The organism is Ochrobactrum soli (genome assembly GCF_003664555.1).
GTDB lineage: Bacteria > Pseudomonadota > Alphaproteobacteria > Rhizobiales > Rhizobiaceae > Brucella > Brucella teleogrylli.
This window is the reverse complement of sequence record NZ_RCHH01000015.1, coordinates 1-19,366: the sequence shown is the minus strand read 5'-3', so window position 1 is coordinate 19,366 and position 19,366 is coordinate 1. Positions and strand designations below refer to the sequence as shown.

Here is a 19,366-nt window from a genome sequence, read left to right as displayed (position 1 = left end):
TTGTCAGAACCTACCGAAAATTGGTGTTTTACGCAAGACGCATGAAATAACAGGGAAAATTTCCTAACGAGATCGAAAGGGACGCCGGAAAATTAAAAGGCGCGATGTTTTCACACCGCGCCTTCCAGACTTTAAGAGATTACGGATCAAGCCGCTTTTTTGGTTTCGCTCTTGTAGGGATTGAAACGCTGATAGAAACTTTCGCCATTCTCGGCCAGGTCGAGCAGAAGCTTCGGCGCCTTGAACTGCTGGCCGTATTTCTTCTGCAAGTCCTTGGCAAGCTTGACGAATTTCTTCGCACCCATGCCATCGATATAGGACAGCGTACCGCCCGTATAAGGCGCGAAACCGAAGGCGAGGATCGAGCCGACATCGGCTTCGCGCGGATCGGTGACAATGCCTTCTTCCATCACGCGGGCAGCTTCGAGAGCGATGGTGACGAGGAAGCGTTGCTTCAGCTCGTTCACGTCGATCTTGTCGGGGTTCTGCTGCGGATAGAGATCCTTGAGACCAGCCCAAAGATGCTTCTTGGCGGGCTTGGCCGGGTATTCGTAGAATCCCTTGCCATTCTTGCGGCCCTTGCGGTCGAACTCGTTGACGAGCCTGTCCACCAGCTCGACATGGCGCGGATCAACGGCCTTGTCGCCCAGATCGGCAAGCGTGGCTTTCAGGATCTTCTGCGACAGGTCGATGGCGGTTTCGTCGTTGAGCGCCAGCGGGCCGACCGGCATACCGGCCATGCGGGCGGCATTTTCGATCATGGCCGCCGGAACGCCTTCAACCAGCATGTTGTAGGCTTCCGACATATAGCGCAGCACGCAGCGATTGACGTAGAAGCCGCGCGTGTCGTTGACGACAATCGGCGTCTTCTTGATCGCGCGGACATAATCGAGCGCGACGGCCAGAGCCTTGTCCGAGGTCTTCTTGCCGAGGATCACTTCCACCAGCATCATCTTGTCGACCGGCGAGAAGAAGTGGATGCCGATGAAATTCTTCGGACGCTTCGATACCTTGGCAAGACCGCTGATCGGCAGGGTCGAAGTGTTGGACGCGAAGATCGCCGAAGACTTCAGCACTTCCTCGGCCTTCTCGGTCGCGACACGCTTGACTTCACGGTCCTCGAACACGGCTTCGATCACCAAATCGGCACCGTCGAGTTCGGCATAGTCCGGCGTCGCGGTGATGAGCGACAGAAGCTTTTCCTTGTCGGCCTCAGTAGCGCGGCCCTTCTGCATTTCCTTGGTGACGAGATCGGCGGTATGCGCCTTACCCTTGTCGGCGGCTTCCTGATCGCGGTCGATCAGCACCACCGGAATGCCCGCCTTGGCGGTCACATAAGCAATGCCCGCCCCCATGAAACCAGCGCCAATGACGCCGATTTTCTTGAGCTTGGTCGGCTTTTCATCCGCAGGGCGGCGTGCGCCCTTGTTCAGTTCCTGCAACGACACGAACAGCGAACGGATCATCATGCCCGCTTCGGTTGTTTGGAGGATTTCGGTGAAATAGCGCTGCTCTATCTTGAGGCCGGTATCGAACGGCACCAGAAGGCCCTCATAAACCGACTTCAGAATAGCCAGCGCCGCCGGATAATTGCCCGATGTTTCGCGGCGCAGAATGGCGGTTGCGGCGGGCCAGAGATTGGCACCGGCAGCCGAATAGATCGCGCCGCCCGGCAGCTTGAAGCCCTTTTCATCCCAAGGCTGAACCGGCTTGAGGCCGCCCTTGATGAGCTTCTTGGCGGTTTCGACCAGCTTCTTCGCCGGGGCGACTTCCGTGACGAGGCCCATCGCCTTGGCGCGCTGCGCCGTCAGGCTGGAGCCGGTCGTCATCATCTGAAGCGCGTCCTGCTGGTTGGCTAGGCGCGGAACGCGCTGCGTTCCACCAGCGCCCGGGAACAGGCCGACCTTCACTTCAGGCAGCGCAAGCTTCACGCCCGGAGCATCCGACACAACCCGCGCATGGCAGGCGAGCGACATTTCAAACGCGCCGCCCATGCAGGTGCCGTTGATGGCCGAAACCCAAGGCTTGCCGCAGGTTTCAAGCTTGCGGAACAGGCCGCTCATCTTGCCGACATTGTCGAACAGGGACTGAACCGCGCCCTGCGGGTCCTTGGCCTTCTGCTTCTGGAACGCCTTGAACATGCCTTCCAGCATGGTCAGGTCGGCGCCACCGGAGAAGCTTTCCTTGCCGGACGTGATGACCACGCCCTTGATCTTGTCATCGGCAACCACCGCATCGATGATGGCGTTCAGTTCCTGCATCGCCTCGACGGTGAAAACATTCATCGACTTTTCAGGCATGTCCCAGGTGACGAGGGCAATGCCGTCGGCGTCGGTCTCAACTTTGAAATTCGTGTAAGCCATTCGTAAAAACCTCCCTCGCCCTTATACGCGCTCGATGATCGTCGCCGTGCCCATGCCAGCACCGATGCACAAGGTCACCAGCGCGGTGTTGAGATCGCGGCGTTCCAGCTCATCCAGCACCGTACCGAGGATCATCGCGCCGGTTGCGCCGAGCGGATGGCCCATGGCAATCGCGCCGCCATTGACGTTGATCTTGTCGTGCGGAATGTCGAAGGCCTGCATATAGCGCAGCACCACAGCGGCGAAGGCTTCGTTGAGTTCGAACAGGTCGATATCCGAAATCTTCAGCTTTGCCTGCTTGAGCAGTTTTTCCGTCACGTCGACCGGGCCGGTCAGCATCAGCGCCGGGTCGGAGCCGATATTGGCGAAAGCGCGGATACGGGCGCGCGGCTTGATGTCGAACGCCTTGCCAGCCTTCTTGGAGCCAACCAGAACGCCCGCTGCGCCATCGACGATACCCGACGAATTACCGGCATGATGAACGTGATTGACCGTTTCGATTTCCGGATGCGCCTGAATGCCGACAGCATTGAAGCCGCCCATTTCGCCCGGCATCACGAAGGACGGGTTCAACTGGCCCAGCGCCTGCATGTCGGTCGTCGGGCGCATATGCTCGTCATGGTCGAGAATGGTCAGGCCGTTCTGATCCTTGACCGAAATGACCGAATTCTTGAAATAACCCTTTTCCCACGACTTGCCGGCGCGCTTCTGGCTTTCGACAGCATAGGCATCGACGTCGTCGCGGCTGAAACCGTATTTCGTGGCGATCAGATCGGCGGAAACGCCCTGCGGCATGAAATAGCCCGGGAAGCCAACCGATGGATCCATGTACCAGGCGCCGCCCGACATGCCCATACCCACGCGCGACATGCTTTCAACGCCGCCCGCTATCACCAGATCATCGGCGCCGAAGGCAACCTTGGCAGCCGCCAGATTAATGGCATCGAGACCCGAAGCGCAGAAGCGCGAAATCTGGATGCCCGGGGCCTTGAAGTCGTATCCGGCTTCAAAAGCGGCAGAGCGCGGAATGACGGCACCGGCTTCGCCAACCGGATCGACACAGCCAAAAATAATGTCATCGACCTTGGCGGTATCGATGTTGTTGCGGTCGCGCAGGGATTCCAGAACCTTTGCGCCCAGACGCACAGCAGGCACTTCATGCAAGGACCCGTCCTTCTTGCCGCGCCCGCGCGGCGTCCGCACGTGATCGTAAATATAAGCCTCAGCCATTTTTTCTCCTTCCCGCCGGGTCCGAAGAACCCGGCCTAACCTTTAAAATATCGGCAGAAAATCAGAACGCATCCGCAGGCAGCGCCATCATGCTATCCGCACCCGACTGGATGCGCGCCAGATGGGCGGCACTTTCCGGCATGATACGCTCGAAATAGTACCGGGCAGTGACAAGCTTGGCTTCAAGGTAAGCCTTGTTGCCTTCACCTGCCGCCAGCTTTTCCTCGGCGACCTTGGCCATGCGGCCCCACATCAGGCCCAGAGCAACCAGACCGAAAAGGTGCATATAGTCATTGGAGGCTGCACCGGCATTGTCGGGCTTCGCCATGGCGTTCTGCATCAGCCACATGGTGGCGGCCTGAAGGTCGTTGAGCCCCTTCTTCAGATGCTTGGTGAAGAAGGACAGCTTCTCGTTGTCGCGATTGGCTTCGCAGAACTCGCCCGCTTCCTTGAAGAAGGTCGTGACCGCACGACCGCCATTCAGCGCCAGCTTGCGACCGACCAGATCGAGCGCCTGAATGCCGTTCGCACCCTCATAGATCATCGCAATGCGCGCATCGCGCACATACTGGCTCATGCCGTGTTCTTCGATATAGCCGTGACCGCCGAACACCTGCTGCGCCATGACGGCATGTTCAAAACCCTTGTCGGTCAGAACGCCTTTCAGCACCGGCGTCAACAGGCCGACCAGATCATCGGCGGCCTGACGCTCACCCTCATCACCGGAACGGTGCGCGATGTCGGAATTCAGCGCCGTCCACAGGATGAGCGCGCGGCCTGCTTCGTTGAAAGCGCGGATCGTCATCAGGTTGCGACGGATATCCGGATGCACGATAATCGGGTCAGCCTTCTTTTCCGGCTCTTTCGCGCCAGAAAGGGCGCGGCCCTGATTACGCTCGCGGGCATAGATCGCGGCATTCTGATAGGCGGTTTCGGCAATCGAAAGCCCCTGCAGCGCCACGCCGAGACGCGCTTCGTTCATCATGGTGAACATGGCGCGCAGGCCCTTATGCGCCTCGCCGATCAGATAGCCGGTCGCATCGTCATAGTTCATGACGCAGGTGGCGTTGCCGTGAATGCCCATCTTCTCTTCGATAGACCCACAGGAAACGCCGTTGCGCGCACCCGGGTTGCCGTTTTCATCGAGAATGAACTTCGGCACGATGAACAGCGAAATGCCCTTCACACCTTCCGGCGCGCCGTCGATACGGGCCAGCACCAGATGGATGATGTTTTCCGACATGTCATGTTCGCCAGCCGAGATGAAAATCTTCTGGCCGGAAATCTTGTAGGAGCCGTCGCCCTGCGGCGCCGCGCTGGTGCGCAGGAGACCCAAATCCGTGCCGCAATGCGGTTCGGTCAGGTTCATCGTGCCGGTCCAGGTGCCTTCCACCATCTTCGGCAGATAGGTGTCCTTCTGCTCATCGGTGCCATGGGCAAGGATCGCGGCAATCGCGCCCTGCGTCAGACCGGGATACATGGTGAGCGCCATATTGGCCGAGGACATATATTCGCCGACGGCGGTGTGCAGCAGATAAGGCAGACCCTGGCCGCCATATTGCTCCGGCACGGCGAGACCGAGCCAGCCGCCTTCGCGGTAAAGATCGAAGGCCTCCTTGAAACCCTTCGGCGCGGTGACGCTGCCATCGGCAGCGCGCTTGCAGCCTTCGCGGTCGCCGCTGTGATTGACAGGGAACAGGGTGCCTTCAGCGAGCTTTGCACCTTCCGACAGGATTGCCTCGACCACGTCGGGCGACGCGTCGGCAAAGCCCGGCAGATTGTTGTAACGCTGATAGTTCAGAACGTCGTTGAGCACGAAATTCGTATCTTCAACGGGCGCGCGATAGCTCGGCATCAAAATCCTCCAAATTCATCACCTGAGCCAGCCCGTAACGGACGGATACCAGCTCCAAACCGCGTTTCATGCATGCTGTCTGCTTAACTGGCAAAACGCCGTGACAACCTGCATGCTGCAACAAAAAGGACCGTTCTCACTCGAAAACCTGCCATTTTTGCAGCATTCTGGCCAGCCTTAACCCGTTCTCGGGTCGCAGCCGACCAGTTCGGACTCAAAACTAGCGCAGTTTGACGTTTCCGTAAACGTCAAAATTTCGCGAGCAGGCGTGTGGTGTAAAATGGGATTGGGAAGAAGGCCATGGTAGGCTTTGTCGGCGGGACTGGCGCAGTATGGCAGAATCCTTTCGCCGAACCAAAAACTCGCCCGCAAGAATCAACACTATAAAAAGCAATCTCTGATATAAAATTGCCAGCGCTCCTTTGCTATTTCGCGAAATAATAAATGACTTCAATAATAAGCTACCTTCATAAAAAGGCACATTTTAAAAATTGGGAGAAGTTCAATGCATAATCCAAACAACACCGTAAGCAAGCAATCAATTGCATTTGAAGATGTATTGAAGGGACTCTCTTCAACACTCAGCTGTATTGATTTTCTTTATGTTTATGACTGCAACAATAAGAAGAAATAATATTATCTCTGCTAAGAACGCCCGTTACTAACTTCTGGATGGAGATTAGGGGGTAGTTCACTCCCTAATTTTCCCGCTGGAAAGATAACTCTCATGACGAAACACTTTGAAACTCCGGTTATCTTTTCGCTGCCTCACCAGGCCGCAAGCGACTTTTGTGAGCACTATCTCACCAAGAGCGGCATCATGATTTCGCTCGCGGATTTGCGTGACAAGGAACTCGCGGCGGATCTGGCCGACCAGGCCGCACATGTCTTCGCAAACTTGCTCAAAGATTTGCAGTATCAGTTGGATTGCCCGGAAATCGGGATCGTCGCGGTCGATATACCGTCCATCCTTGACGATGCGACATTGGATGCCATTGCGGGTGCGCTGCTGGCCGTTTCGCTGACCCAGGCGCTTATGCCGACGTTAACCGACGGGAGAAACCAGACGCCGTTTTCCGTCTTCACCACTTCCGCAGACAGTCTCGAAAGACTTGAACGCGCCGGATTACAGGATCTAACGCCAACGAACCGATTGGAGTTTCATTCCGACAGTGCACTTACCGGCACAGAGGTGGCCGTTCCCGACTACATATCAGTCTATAACATTGCCATTAATTTCGAGGAACGCGGCTATTTTCATTGGGTTCCGACCTGCAAACTCGATGGTCTGGCAGCGCTTGTGGACAGAATAGGCTTATCGGATGCGTATTATTTCAAGCTCAATCCGACTGTCTATGAAGACGGGCAAAATGACGTGATGGTCATAGAACATCGCGTCAAGGCAACCATTTTCAGCCATGACCAGAACGGCTCGATTACAACTTATATGAGCGGCCAGTTCGACGGGAAGGTGGGCGAGGAGCATACCCAATCCCATGACGTCGTCACTGACATGGTGAATGCCATATCAGAAAACAAATTTCGCTATTCCATCCCGCAGGAAAGCCGCAGGTTGCTTATAATGAATAACGCAAACGGCTTTCACGCCCGCGACGCTCTTGAAAAGCCCCTGCCCGGCGTTGCCGTGAACCGGGTCTATCTTCGCTGCACGTCTGTAGCGGGCAAAGTTGTCGGCGAAATTGTGGGAGAATAGGCCCGATCCGACGCAGACGGGTGGTTCATTGGCTCAACAAAGCCTGCATCCGGTCCTGATTGCGCAGCCCGACTTCCCGAACGATCTCGGCGATCTGCGAGAGTTGCGACGACAGCGGGTTGCTTTTGCGCCAAACCAGACCGATGGTCCGCGACGGGCGCGGTTCGGCAAGGCGGAACATGCAGACATTCGCGGCGAGTGTTTCCGTATAGACCGCCATCTCCGGCACAAGCGTAATGCCGATGCCAGCACCCACCATCTGCACAAGCGTGGACAGTGAACTGCCTTCCATCAATTCACGCGGCGGCGCATTCGCAATATTGCAGAAGGATAGCGCCTGATCGCGGAAACAATGCCCTTCTTCCAGAAGAAGAAGCCGCATTTCATGCAGTTTTTCGGCGCTGGGAACCGGCTTGCCCGCATCTTCCAGCGGGCGCATCAGCACGAATTCCTCTTCAAAGAGGGGCACTTCCTGCAAGGCAGGCTCGGAAATCGGCAAGGCGACAATCGCCGCGTCCAGTCTGGCTTCCAAAAGGTCTTCGATCAGTTTCTGGGTGATGGCCTCACGCGGGCGTGGTTCCAGCCCCGGATAACGCTGGGTGAGCGTCTTGATCACTTCCGGCAGAAGATAGGGCGCAACCGTCGGGATCACGCCGAGACGCAGGCGCCCCGTGAACGGGCCATGCGCTGCCCGCGCCAGCTCTTCCAGTTCGTCGACCGAACGCAGAATGCCGCGCACCCTCTCCGCGAATTCCTCACCGAGCCCGGTCAGGCGGATTTGTCTGCCACCACGCTCCACCAGAGGCGCGCCGATCAGGTCTTCCAGTTCCTTGATCTGCAAGGATAAGGCGGGTTGAGAGATGGAGCAGGCCGCTGCCGCGCGCCCGAAATGGCTCAATCGCGCCAGCGAGTCGAAATAGCGAAGGTGTTTCATGGAGAGGCCAATCATAAGCTGAGCATATCGCAGCCTTTAGAATATACAATTGGAATTTATCGGAAGCATTGATTACCGTACCAAAACTGACTGTGGCCCGGAGTGTCCGCCTTCATAAAGCGGACGCTTTGGCATGCCAGTGTCAGCCGCTCGTTCAATTTAGCGAAAGCCATCTTTGGGAAAGCCATCGGAGAGCAATCATGGACGTTAAGACGAAATCGGCCGGAAAATGTCCGGTCATGCATGGCGGCAATACCGCGCTTGGCAGTTCTGTCATGGAATGGTGGCCCAATGCGCTGAACCTCGACATTCTGCACCAGCACGACAGCAAGACCAATCCGCTGGGCAAGGACTTCAACTATAAAGAAGAGCTGAAAAAGCTCGACGTGGAAGCCCTCAAGGCCGATCTGCGCGCGCTCATGACCGATAGTCAGGAGTGGTGGCCTGCCGACTGGGGCAGCTATGTCGGCATGATGGCTCGCGTGACTTGGCACGCCGCCGGTTCCTACCGCACCTCCGATGGTCGCGGTGGCGCCAGCACCGGTAACCAGCGTTTTGCGCCGCTCAATTCCTGGCCGGATAACGTCAACACCGATAAGGGTCGCCGTTTGCTGTGGCCGATCAAGAAGAAGTACGGCAACCGGCTCTCCTGGGCCGACCTGATCGCGCTTGCCGGTACGATTGCCTATGATGTCGCCGGTCTTAAGACCTTTGGTTTCGCCTTTGGCCGTGAAGATATCTGGGCGCCCGAAAAAGACACCTATTGGGGCAATGAAAAGGAATGGCTGGCGCCAAGCGATGGCCGTTACGGTGACGTGACCAAGCCGAGCACGCTGGACAACCCGCTGGCGGCGGTCCAGATGGGCCTGATTTATGTCAACCCGGAAGGCGTGAACGGTAAGTCCGATCCGTTGGCAACGGCAGCGCAGATGCGCGAAACCTTTGCCCGCATGGGTATGGACGACGAGGAAACCGTGGCGCTGACAGCTGGCGGCCATACGATCGGCAAGACCCATGGCAATGGCGATCCGGCTAACCTCAGTCCCGATCCGGAAGATGCAGGGCCTGAATATCAGGGGCTGGGCTGGATGAATACCAAGGGTCGCGGCATCGGTCGTGATACCGTGGTTTCGGGCCTCGAAGGCGCATGGACCACGGAACCGACCAAGTGGGACAACGGTTTCTTCGAAATGCTGTTCAAGCATGAATGGCATCTGGTCAAGAGCCCGGCTGGCGCATCGCAATGGGAGCCCATTTCGATTGCCGAGCAGGACAAGCCGGTTGACGTGGAAGACCCGTCAATCCGCCTGAACCCGATGATGACCGATGCGGATATGGCGCTCAAAGTAGACCCGATCTATCGCGCGATTTCCGAGCGTTTCATGAACGACTTCGACGCGTTCTCGGATGCCTTTGCCCGCGCATGGTTCAAGCTGACCCATCGCGACATGGGCCCGAAGACCCGTTACATCGGGCCTGACGCGCCGACGGAAGACCTGATCTGGCAGGACCCGGTTCCTGCTGGCCGCACGGATTACGACGTGAAGGACCTCAAGGCCAAGATCGCCGTTTCCGGCCTTTCCGTGTCCGATCTGGTTTCCACCGCCTGGGACAGCGCCCGCACCTATCGCGGTTCGGATTTCCGTGGCGGCGCAAACGGCGCGCGTATCCGTCTGGCTCCGCAGAAGGATTGGGCAGGCAACGAGCCGGAACGTCTGGCCCGTGTTCTCTCGGTTCTGGAACCGATTGCAGCGGCGTCTGGCGCAAGTCTGGCCGATGTCATCGTGCTGGCTGGCAATTACGGTGTGGAACAGGCAGCCAAGGCCGCCGGTTTCGACATTGAAGTGCCTTTCGCACCGGGACGTGGCGATGCGACAGCCGAGCAGACCGATGCCGAAAGCTTTGCTCCGCTCGAGCCGCTGGCAGACGGTTTCCGCAACTGGCAGAAGCAGGACTATGTGGTCAGCGCCGAGGAACTGCTCCTCGACCGTGCCCAGCTCATGGGCCTCACCGCCCCTGAAATGACGGTCCTTGTCGGCGGCATGCGCGCCATCGGCACCAACCATGGCGGCACGGCGCATGGCGTCTTCACCGACAAGGTCGGCGCGTTGACGACGGATTTCTTCGCCACGCTCACCGACATGCGCTACACGTGGGTTCCGACCGGCGAAGGCCTGTATGAAATCCGCGACCGCAAGACCGGCACGCCGAAGTTCACCGCAACGCGCGTCGATCTCGTTTTCGGTTCGAATTCGATCCTTCGCGCCTATGCCGAAGTCTATGCTCAGGACGACAGCAAGGAGAAGTTCGTGAAGGACTTCGTTGCCGCCTGGACCAAGGTGATGAACGCCGACCGTTTCGATCTGGCATAAAAGCCGATCTAGAGCATTTCCAGCAAAAGTGCGAAGCGGTTTTGCGTAGGACAATGCGTGAAAACAAATGGATAGAGCGGCTCCAGCGATTCCAATTTAACTGGAACCGCTCTAACGAAAAAGCCTCCCCCGAAGGTTTCGGTGGAGGCTTTTTTATTTATTTCGCCATGTCGATGGCGGAGCTGAGCTCTTCAACCGCCTGATCAGCCGTCAGCTGGCCATTGAACTGGCGGGTGATGACATCGAACATCGCATTCTTGATCGCGGTTGGCTGTGCATGCGACTGCGAGAAGGAACCAAGCAGCGATCCGCTCTTGTCGGCGGCGGCCAGATCCTTGATCGCCTTTTGTCCGCATTCGTCAAATGCCGTGGTCGGCACATCCGTGCGCGCCGGTGCCGAGCCCTTCACCACATTGAAGGCCGACTGGAAATTGACGTCTTCCACAGCGGCTGCGAGTGCAAGTTGCGCCTTGCGCTTGTCCTCACCCACTTCGAAGACAGCGAACTGATCGGCATTGAAAGCCACGGAACCTTCCGTTCCCGGAAAACGACCGCAAACGAAATCCGCGCCCGGCTTTTTTTCGGCCTTGGTGAACTCGCCCTTGGCCCAGTCGCCCATGAACTGCACGCCCGCCTTGTCGTCGATGACCATTGATGAGGCAAGATTCCAGTCACGTCCGGAGAAGTTGTCGTCCACATAGGTGCGCAGCTTCGCCATCCGCTCGAAGACCTGCTTCATGGTATCGCTCTTCAGCGCTTCCGGATCGAGATCGATCAGCGCCTTCTTGTAGAAATCCGGCCCGAACGACATCACGACACTTGTGAAGATAAGCGCTTCCTGCCAGGGCTGGCCGCCATGGGCAATCGGCGTGATCCCCTGTTCCTTGAACTTGTCGAGCAGCGCGACAAGCTCGTCCCAGTTCTGCGGCACTTTTCCGCCTGCCTTGTCGAGCGCGGCCTTGTTGTACCACGCCCAGTTGGTGGAATGCACATTGACCGGCGCGGCGATCCAGTGGCCGTCATATTTCGAGAAGCGCTGGATTGCAGGCGGGATGACCTTGTCCCAGCCTTCCTTGTCGGCGACTTCATCCAGATTGCCGAGCACGCCCTGCTCCGCCCAATCCAGAATGTCGAAACCCTGCATCTGCACGGCGGCAGGCGCATTGCCCGCCGTCACACGGGCGCGCAAGGTCGTCATGGCAGCCTCGCCCGCACCGCCGGCGACCGGCATATCGACCCAGCCAATACCCTGTTTCTGAAGATTTTCCTTCAAGAGATTAAGCGCTGCCGCCTCACCGCCCGAGGTCCAGTAATGGAGAACTTCCACGCTTTCCTCGGCTTGCGCCAGGTTCGCCCCACCCAAAATACTGACACCCGCCAGCAGCATTCCCATCATCAAGCGCATTCTCATATCTCCTCGTTAAGAGCGCATCCCGAAAAGTGTGAAACGGTTATCGGAGAAGATGCGCGTTATAACAGAAAAATTAGAGCGCGGTTCGATCTGATTCAATCAGATCGAACCGCGCTCTAAGAATGGCGCACACAACCATGTGTCCAGCGAAACGAAATTCACTATCGCGTTGGCGTAAACATGCCGTGGGCGACACGCCTACACTTCATTTTTCAGCGTTTCTTTCTGCGTAATCAGACGCGCTGAGTGCTGCCCCGAAATGAAGACCCAGAGCCAGCTGAGCGCCACCGCCAGACGGCTGCGCGTGCCAATGAGAAAATAGATATGGGCGAGGCCCCATATCCACCATGCAATCCAGCCTTTGAGCCGCAGCGACCCGAAATCGATGACGGCTGCACTTGGACCGATGGTGGCAAGGTTGCCAAGATGCTTGTAACGGAAGGAACCGGGCGCGGCATGATTGGCAAACCGCGCCTTGATCACCTTCGCCACATATTTGCCCTGCTGCTTGGCGGCAGGCGCAATGCCCGGCACTGGCTTTCCATCAGCGGTTTTGACCAGAGCCGTATCCCCGACGATAAAGATTTCGGGATGGCCCTTCACTGTCAGGTCCGGCTCGACCACGGCGCGCCCGGCGCGATCCTGTTCGGCGCCCACCCATTCAGCCGCTTTCGAAGCCTGCACACCCGCCGCCCAGATGACGGTGCGGCTCGCGACCTGTTCGTCACCGATGGAAATGCCCCTGGCATCGCAGGCAGTGACGGGCGTTCCGGTTCTGACCTCCACGCCCATTTTCGTCAGCGACTTCTCCGCATATTCCGAAAGCGACGGCGGGAAAACCGGCAGAATGCGCGGCCCGGCTTCAATGAGTATGATGCGGGCTGTGGATGTATCGATATTGCGGAATTCCTTGACCAAGGTGCGGTGGGCCAGTTCCGCAATGATCCCCGCCAGTTCCACGCCGGTCGGCCCCGCGCCGATGATGCTGAATGTCAACAGCGCTTTGCGAACTTCGGGATCGGCCTCCAGCTCGGCCTGTTCGAAAGCCAGCAGGAGACGGCGGCGAATAGTCGTCGCATCTTCCAGCGCCTTCAGGCCCGGTGCATAAGGCTCCCATTCGTCGCGTCCGAAATAAGCGTGCCGCGCACCGGTCGCAAGCACAAGCGTGTCATAATCAACGGCGTGCCCATCGCGGAGATGCACCTTGCGCGCCTGCGTGTCCACGCCCGTCACTTCAGCCAGCAGGGTGGAAACCTCTTCGCGATTGCGAAAGACGGAGCGGATCGGCCAGGCGATTTCCGATGTTGCAAGAACAGTCGTCGCGACCTGATAGAGCAAGGGCTGGAAAAGATGATGGTTTCTGCGATCGATGATCGTGATCGATGTATCCGGACTTTGCAGATCTTTCGCCAGCTGCAAACCCGCAAAACCGCCGCCGACAATCACTACGCGATGCTGAGCCAATTCGCTTTTCCTTTCGCCGCCTGCATCCTGTCGAGGACTCACCATACACGCGAGCGCTTGCTCTGCCTTTCAAAAACCATCGCAAGCGTGGGGGATGTCCGCTCCATGTAATAAGTAGCGCCGCGCGGAAAAAAGTCAGCCCGCAACCGATGCTCGGATGCGGGCTTTTAAAAGGGCGCGCGGGCTGGCTTCAGCGCAGCAGATAGGCAGGTATTTTGGGATCGAAGCCGACAATGCGCTGCCCTTCGGCAAAGGCTGCGCGCAGCGTCTCGCGAAGCGACAGGCGCGCCTGCATGGCCGCCGCTGGATCTGTCGCAAGCAGCTGGTCGATATCGCCGGGAAATTCGACGCGACGAATATCGGCGGGAAATTCAGGCGCCTGCCCTTTGGAACGGGCTTCGACACGCGGATCGTCCAAGTGCCAGTCGGCTACGATGCGATCCGACGGAAGGCCCGCATTGATGCCGACCATCGGACCATAATAGTCGATGTGATAGGTGGACGACGTGGCGCCAAGGCTTGCAATATTCAACCCGGCATTGACCGCGCGAATGGGATCATAGGTCCAGCGCACATGGGTCACGCCGCGCGCAAGGCACCAGTCACGCTGGAACCACTTCATGCGCGCACCAAGCTTCAGGCCCCGCGCTTCCGGCAAAACCGCCAGACGATGCGAATGCTGGATGCCCGGTGTCGCAGTCGGGAAACCGAAGATGAAACCCAGCATCTTCTCACCATCGAAGGCACCGGCGACAAGCCCGCCTTCATGCTGGATAGCAAGCAACAGATCGGAGGCATCGACAGGATCGTCGTCGCCCCAGACAAGCCGCTGCACAGTTTCCGAATCCTTCATCTCGGCCAGCGATGCGAGTTCGCGGATGACTATTTCGCTCATGCTGCGAATTCCTCGCGATGGTTCGTCACCGTATCGAGGAAGGCGCGGTCGAGCGTCACACCAATACCCGGGCCGTTTTTCGGCACAGCCATGCGGCCGTTTTCGGCTTCCAGCGGCTCATTGACAATGTCGCGCGGGAAATAGCGACTGGCGGACGAGGTATCCCCCGGCTTGGTGAAATTCACCAGCGTCGAAAGATGGATATTGTGCGCACGTCCAATGCCTGCCTCCAGCATGCCGCCGCACCATACAGGTACATCGAAAGCCGCGCAGACATCATGAATGGCCCGCGATGCGCTGTGGCCACCGACGCGCCCGACCTTGATGTTGATGACCCGGCAGGCACGCGCGACGAGCGCCTTGCGCGCATCGACCGAAGAGCGAATGCTTTCATCGAGACAAATGGCCGTCAGCAGTTTTTCCTGCACATGCACATGGTCGGTAATGTCGTCAAACGCCAACGGCTGCTCGATGTAATCGAGCGCGAATGCGTCCATGGCTTTCAAAAGCGGCAGGTCCGACAGGCGATAATCCGTATTGGCGTCAACGGTCAGCTTGGCGTCCGGGAAGCGGTCGCGCACGGCTTGCAGCATCGCCAGATCATGGCCGCGCTTGATCTTGAGCTTCACGCGCTTGTAACCGGCGTCGAGCGAAGCCGCGACGCGGTCAATCGTCGTTGGAATATCGGCGATGCCAAGGCTGACACCAACATCGATGGCATCGCGAACGCCACCAAGCGCAACGCTCAATGGCAGGTTCAGCGCTTTCGCCCACAAGTCCCACACGGCCATTTCGACCATGGCCTTGCTCATCCTGTGCCCGCGCCACGGATCGAGAATGGCGGCAAGATCAGCCGGACCGTTGAAACGCTTTCCAACAATCTGCGGCAGCAGCACATCGCGCAGGAATGAGAGCGAGCCGGAGATGGTTTCTTCGAGATAATCCGGCAAGGGGTCCATCACGCCTTCGGCATAGCCTTCAAGACCTTCCGCCTTCAGGGTGAGGATCGGTATCACCTTTTCAGTCATCGTGCCGGTGGAGATCACGAAAGGCACGAGCAGCGGCAACCGGATAACCCGTATTTCAGCCGCCTCGATTTTTAATCCGGCGAAAATTGGCGCTGTCTGCATCGGATACTCCATCCGTGGGTATGATTGATTACGTCAGATCGAAACGGTTCTAGAGCGGTTCCGATTAAAACGGAATCGTGGATCCGCTCAATCTATTTGTTTTACGCACTATCCTACGCATCGAAGCGGGATTAGAAATCAGTCCAGTGGACTGATTTCCCAGCGTAGGCGCTACGCACTTTTGCTGGAAATGCTCTAAATTCCCTGTTCGCTGGCAAAAGTCCAACAGATTCAGTTGGGACTTTCACTGATGTACTCACGAGAGTGTATCCAGTGGGAAAACCGGACGCCGCAGGCGCGAATAAGTGCGTCTCGAAAGATCCGGCGAACTCAACCCACCAGCATCGGTCACGATGATCTGCGCCGCAATCGGGCCGAAAGCCCCCTTGAAATGCTGCATCGACTTGACCGCAACAATTGCCTTTTCCTTCGGCTCGATACCGACAATCCGGAAGATGTTCTGATCGAGCATCTGCATCCGTTCGGAAACGATCATGATGTCGATCCCCTCCACGCGCAGGCACACGGATTTTCCGGTCGTTCCGGGCAGACCCGTAAACATCGGCCCTTCGAAAACGAAGCTGCCTTCGCTGATCGCCATGACACGGCCCGTCACCGTCAGCGGGCCACCGCCGACCGTTGGATCAGACTTGCCGCCAATCGTCACCGTGAGGGTCTCGCCCACTGCCTTGGCTGCAATCTCGGCCACCGCTTCGGGGTCCAGCAGCGCGCCAGCGGCGGCATCGGTCACACCGGCGTCCAGCATCGCCGCAATCAGCGCGGTGCAATCGCTATAAGCGCCCGAGCCGGGATTATCCGAGAAGTCCGCAACAACAATCGTGCCCTTGGCGCCGCGCGCCTCTTTCAATCGCGCGATGCACGCATCAAGAGGCATCGGCTGCGTCCACTGATCCTTATAGGACCAGATTTCATCACACATCTTGCCTGCAACATCGAAAGCGGCCTGCCGTTCAACACTTTTCGCATCGAAGGTGACAATAACACTTGGTCCCGCCGCCCAAACATCGGCATCGGTGAAACCGGCATTGATCGCCACATTGAGGATGCCCGGCTGCTGCATTTCGCGGTCCGCGCTTTCGAGCAGACGGCACATCGGGCCATTATCCGTCGTGCGACCGTCATCGCAACCGAGCAGCATTGGCGGGCGGGCGATGGCGAGAGCAGGTTCGATCTCGCCCTTCATCGCCCGATCCAGCAGCGAACAAGCCTCAACCCCAACCTCATTCATATCGACATGCGGATAGGTTCGGAATGAAACCGCGATCTGCGCCAGATCGGCCAGTTCGTCGAAAATATTCGCATGAAGATCGAGCGTGATGGCAATCGGTACATCATACCCAACCACCGAGCGGATTTCGCGCAGGAACTGGCTGTCGCCATCCTGATCCGTTTCCGTCACCATGGCACCATGCAGAGCGACGAAGATACCGTTGAACGGTCCGCATTCCTTCAACCGCCGCAGGCATTCGCCTGTGATTTCCAGACGTGCGCTTTCCAGCACCGCGCCATTCGGCTCCGCATGGGCGGCAGTAATATAAACAGGTGTCCATCCCTTTTCATCCGCGACCTTTATCGCGCCGCCGACCTCCGAGCCGGTGCCGCGGAAATTGGCCGGAATCTCATCACCCTTGAAATAGTGGGACGCACGGAAATCGCCAATACTCGTGCGATTTTTCGTGAAGGTATTACTTTCATTGATGAGTTCGATGATCGCAACGCGATAGGACACGGGATCGACCTTTCTTAGAGCGGTTCCGGTGAAAACGGAATCGTGGAACCGCTCTATCTATTTGTTTTTACGCATTATCCTACGCAAAACCGCTACGCACTTTTGCTGGAAATGCTCTATGTCGGCGAAGACCAGTCTGGATTGGTCGAGAATGTAACGGCTGAAGCATGATCGCGCCGCCGCAACCTTGCGCATGGCACAAGGCGGGCACCCGATCTGATGTGGTGCTTCAGATCAGGGCCCTTTCGGAACGAACTATTTTGCGAAGATTTCGCTGGCGAATTTCGGCTTTTCCCGAATGTCGAAGTCAAAATACTTGGCGCGGATCTTGTCGTAGGTGCCGTCCTGGATGATCTCTTCCAGCGCCTTGTTGACGCGCGCGCGCAGCTCCTCATCATCCTTGCGGAAGGCCATGCCAGCGCCCAATGTGCCATCGAGCAGGAACTCGTTACCGACAAACTCGCAGCAGCTCGCTCCCTTAGAAATCCAGTTGCTGAGCGCGAACTTGGATTCAAGCACGAGGTCCACGCGACCGTTTTCAATGTCGAGGAAAGCTTCTTCCAGCGTCGGATAGAGCTTCACCTCATTATCAGGGAAAAAGCGCTGCAAAACATCGACCGCGATAGAGCCGGTCTGGGTGCCTATGACCTTCCCCTTGGCGCTTTCCGGCGTCACGTCCTTCAGGCCAAGTTCCTTCAACGCAACAAACCGCATGGTATTGTAGTAGTAGGGATTGGAAAAATTGACCTGCTGCATGCGCGATTCCGTGATAGCCATCGACGACGCCATCACATCAAATTTCTTCGCCTGAAGAGCAGGAATAATCCCGCTCCATTCATTGGCGCTCCACACGCAATCCGCTTTCAGTTTCTCGCAGATCGCATCGCCGACGTCGATATCGAAGCCCTGCAGCTTCCCATTGGGATCGAGGTAATTGAACGGCGCATAAGCGCCCTCGGCTCCCATGCGGATTTCCTCGGCATAGGATGGGAAAGCACCGAACACGGCGACAACCGCTGCAATAATTCCCATTTTGGCGTGCTTATGCATGTTCCGATCTCCTGTTATTCGCCCTTGCCCGGCAATGTCTGATCCCAGAAAATCAGCGTCACCTGAGATCATCAGCCGGTGGGAATGCTCCCTTGGGCAGCTTTTATTGATTGACGATTATGCTTGTGCCCGCAGCCGATCAATGCAAAAGAACTATTCAATGTTATTAGAAAATTTAATGGGACTATGAATTCACGAGCCGGGCGGAGAAGACTTCCAAGCTTGAAAGCGTTGCGGGCTTTTGAAGCCGTGGCGCACTGCCAGAGCTTTACCGCTGCGGCGGAAGAGCTTGCGGTCAGCCAAGGCGCGGTCAGTCATCAGATCAAACTTCTCGAACAGGCCTTGGGCTGCCAGTTGCTTATTCGCGGGCCTCGTGGCGTGACCGTTACCGCAGAGGGCGCATTGCTGGCCGAAGTTTGTGGGCGTGCCCTTGACGAAATCGGTGCTGTGACGGCCCTTATCGGTCAGGACAACAGGGCGCAAATTCTCCGCGTCCGCGCCGGGCCTTTCTTCTCTATGGAAGTCATTGCCAGCCGCATTGCTGGATTCCTCAAACAGAACCCGGGTATACAGCTGCATCTGAACAATCTCGAGATCGATTCCATTGCGCATGACAGAGAAGACGCGCAGATCAAATATTGCCTGAACGCCCCTGCCGGTGCCTACAGCATCGACCTGTTGACCGAAAAGCTCGTTCCCGTCTGTAGCCCTTCTCTTCTCGAAGGCGTGGCAAACCCGGAAGACCTTCTCACAAACCCCGACATTCCGCGCCTACACTACCGCGACATGAGCGATTGGAAGCGATGGATATCGCACCACGGCATTGGTGATATAGCCGCAAACTCAAATCTGTTTTTCGACGACCAGCACACGCTTCTGGCGGCGGCGCGGTCGGGACAAGGCATTGGCTTTTCTCATCGACCGCTTCTCGAAAGCGACGTGCAGCGCGGCAGTCTCGGCATCGTATCGGAGAAATTCTTCCAGCCCAAGGAATCTTACAAGTTCATTTGCAGCCATGAGACCATTGCCTCAAACCATGCATTACAGCTCTTCCGCGACTGGCTGATGGCTGAGGTTTCGACGATCTGCTAGGCGGCACGACTTTTAAAGCATGTCGCTGTTAACCGGATTCGGGATTCCCGTTTGGCTTGATCTGTGATTCACTTGTCTCATGGAAGGAGATGCACCATGGGCAAGC

13 protein-coding genes are annotated in these 19,366 nt (G+C 57.5%); 3 read left to right on the top strand and 10 right to left on the bottom strand.

Features of this window, described 5'->3' with window-relative positions; translation table 11 throughout:
* Nucleotides 1-146: 146 nt before the first annotated feature.
* The 3 genes from D8666_RS19310 to D8666_RS19300 form a co-directional block, all read right to left on the bottom strand.
* Nucleotides 147-2,363 carry an FAD-dependent oxidoreductase gene (locus tag D8666_RS19310; RefSeq protein WP_109367003.1) on the bottom strand — a complete coding sequence of 739 codons (2,217 nt, stop codon included), beginning with the start codon at nucleotides 2,361-2,363 and terminating at the stop codon, nucleotides 147-149.
* Nucleotides 2,364-2,384: 21 nt separating this feature from the next.
* Nucleotides 2,385-3,593 carry an acetyl-CoA C-acetyltransferase gene (locus D8666_RS19305; protein WP_109367002.1) on the bottom strand — a complete coding sequence of 403 codons (1,209 nt, stop codon included), beginning with the start codon at nucleotides 3,591-3,593 and terminating at the stop codon, nucleotides 2,385-2,387.
* A 61-nt stretch (nucleotides 3,594-3,654) separates the two neighbouring features.
* Entirely contained in the window at nucleotides 3,655-5,448 is a 1,794-nt protein-coding gene (locus D8666_RS19300) for an acyl-CoA dehydrogenase C-terminal domain-containing protein (protein WP_109367001.1), read from the bottom strand.
* 727 nt (nucleotides 5,449-6,175) lie between these two features.
* On the opposite strand from D8666_RS19300, the gene D8666_RS19295 reads away from it, so the two are divergent.
* A complete protein-coding gene (locus D8666_RS19295) occupies nucleotides 6,176-7,162 on the top strand; it encodes a hypothetical protein (protein ID WP_109367000.1) in 987 nt (328 codons plus the stop codon).
* A 25-nt stretch (nucleotides 7,163-7,187) separates the two neighbouring features.
* Here the strand turns inward: D8666_RS19295 and D8666_RS19290 are convergent, their stop codons facing one another.
* A complete protein-coding gene (locus tag D8666_RS19290; RefSeq protein ID WP_109366999.1) occupies nucleotides 7,188-8,111 on the bottom strand; it encodes a hydrogen peroxide-inducible genes activator in 924 nt (307 codons plus the stop codon).
* A gap of 185 nt (nucleotides 8,112-8,296) precedes the next feature.
* Here D8666_RS19290 and katG point away from each other — a divergent pair, with 185 nt between their 5' ends.
* A complete protein-coding gene (gene katG / locus D8666_RS19285; RefSeq protein WP_109366998.1) occupies nucleotides 8,297-10,468 on the top strand; it encodes a catalase/peroxidase HPI in 2,172 nt (723 codons plus the stop codon).
* 157 nt (nucleotides 10,469-10,625) lie between these two features.
* Here the strand turns inward: katG and D8666_RS19280 are convergent, their stop codons facing one another.
* From D8666_RS19280 to D8666_RS19255, 6 genes are all read right to left on the bottom strand, one after another.
* Complete coding sequence (locus D8666_RS19280) at nucleotides 10,626-11,873, bottom strand: ABC transporter substrate-binding protein (protein ID WP_121539080.1); 1,248 nt, start codon at nucleotides 11,871-11,873, stop codon at nucleotides 10,626-10,628.
* Between the two features lie 204 nt (nucleotides 11,874-12,077).
* Complete coding sequence (locus D8666_RS19275) at nucleotides 12,078-13,343, bottom strand: NAD(P)/FAD-dependent oxidoreductase (RefSeq protein ID WP_209445998.1); 1,266 nt, start codon at nucleotides 13,341-13,343, stop codon at nucleotides 12,078-12,080.
* Between the two features lie 190 nt (nucleotides 13,344-13,533).
* A complete protein-coding gene (locus D8666_RS19270; protein ID WP_109366995.1) occupies nucleotides 13,534-14,238 on the bottom strand; it encodes a GNAT family N-acetyltransferase in 705 nt (234 codons plus the stop codon).
* Nucleotides 14,235-15,368 carry an o-succinylbenzoate synthase gene (gene menC, locus D8666_RS19265; RefSeq protein ID WP_109366994.1) on the bottom strand — a complete coding sequence of 378 codons (1,134 nt, stop codon included), beginning with the start codon at nucleotides 15,366-15,368 and terminating at the stop codon, nucleotides 14,235-14,237. The genes D8666_RS19270 and menC overlap by 4 nt, the downstream gene beginning before the upstream one ends.
* 256 nt (nucleotides 15,369-15,624) lie before the next feature.
* Complete coding sequence (locus tag D8666_RS19260) at nucleotides 15,625-17,118, bottom strand: M81 family metallopeptidase (RefSeq protein ID WP_109366993.1); 1,494 nt, start codon at nucleotides 17,116-17,118, stop codon at nucleotides 15,625-15,627.
* A gap of 255 nt (nucleotides 17,119-17,373) precedes the next feature.
* Nucleotides 17,374-18,168 (bottom strand): ABC transporter substrate-binding protein, encoded by a 795-nt coding sequence (locus tag D8666_RS19255; RefSeq protein ID WP_235859018.1) that lies wholly within the window; start codon nucleotides 18,166-18,168, stop codon nucleotides 17,374-17,376.
* 123 nt (nucleotides 18,169-18,291) lie between these two features.
* Between D8666_RS19255 and D8666_RS19250 the strand changes: the two genes are divergently transcribed.
* Nucleotides 18,292-19,260 carry a LysR family transcriptional regulator gene (locus D8666_RS19250; RefSeq protein ID WP_235859017.1) on the top strand — a complete coding sequence of 323 codons (969 nt, stop codon included), beginning with the start codon at nucleotides 18,292-18,294 and terminating at the stop codon, nucleotides 19,258-19,260.
* Nucleotides 19,261-19,366: the final 106 nt, after the last annotated feature.

Bases quoted from the DNA above. Each gene is read 5' to 3' on its own strand.
- menC (WP_109366994.1), bottom strand. From the start codon at position 15,368: ATGCAGACAGCGCCAATTTTCGCCGGATTAAAAATCGAGGCGGCTGAA.
- katG (WP_109366998.1), top strand. From the start codon at position 8,297: ATGGACGTTAAGACGAAATCGGCCGGAAAATGTCCGGTCATGCATGGC.
- D8666_RS19300 (WP_109367001.1), bottom strand. From the start codon at position 5,448: ATGCCGAGCTATCGCGCGCCCGTTGAAGATACGAATTTCGTGCTCAAC.
- D8666_RS19280 (WP_121539080.1), bottom strand. From the start codon at position 11,873: ATGCGCTTGATGATGGGAATGCTGCTGGCGGGTGTCAGTATTTTGGGT.
- D8666_RS19295 (WP_109367000.1), top strand. From the start codon at position 6,176: ATGACGAAACACTTTGAAACTCCGGTTATCTTTTCGCTGCCTCACCAG.
- D8666_RS19270 (WP_109366995.1), bottom strand. From the start codon at position 14,238: ATGAGCGAAATAGTCATCCGCGAACTCGCATCGCTGGCCGAGATGAAG.
- D8666_RS19255 (WP_235859018.1), bottom strand. From the start codon at position 18,168: ATGCATAAGCACGCCAAAATGGGAATTATTGCAGCGGTTGTCGCCGTG.
- D8666_RS19290 (WP_109366999.1), bottom strand. From the start codon at position 8,111: ATGATTGGCCTCTCCATGAAACACCTTCGCTATTTCGACTCGCTGGCG.
- D8666_RS19305 (WP_109367002.1), bottom strand. From the start codon at position 3,593: ATGGCTGAGGCTTATATTTACGATCACGTGCGGACGCCGCGCGGGCGC.
- D8666_RS19310 (WP_109367003.1), bottom strand. From the start codon at position 2,363: ATGGCTTACACGAATTTCAAAGTTGAGACCGACGCCGACGGCATTGCC.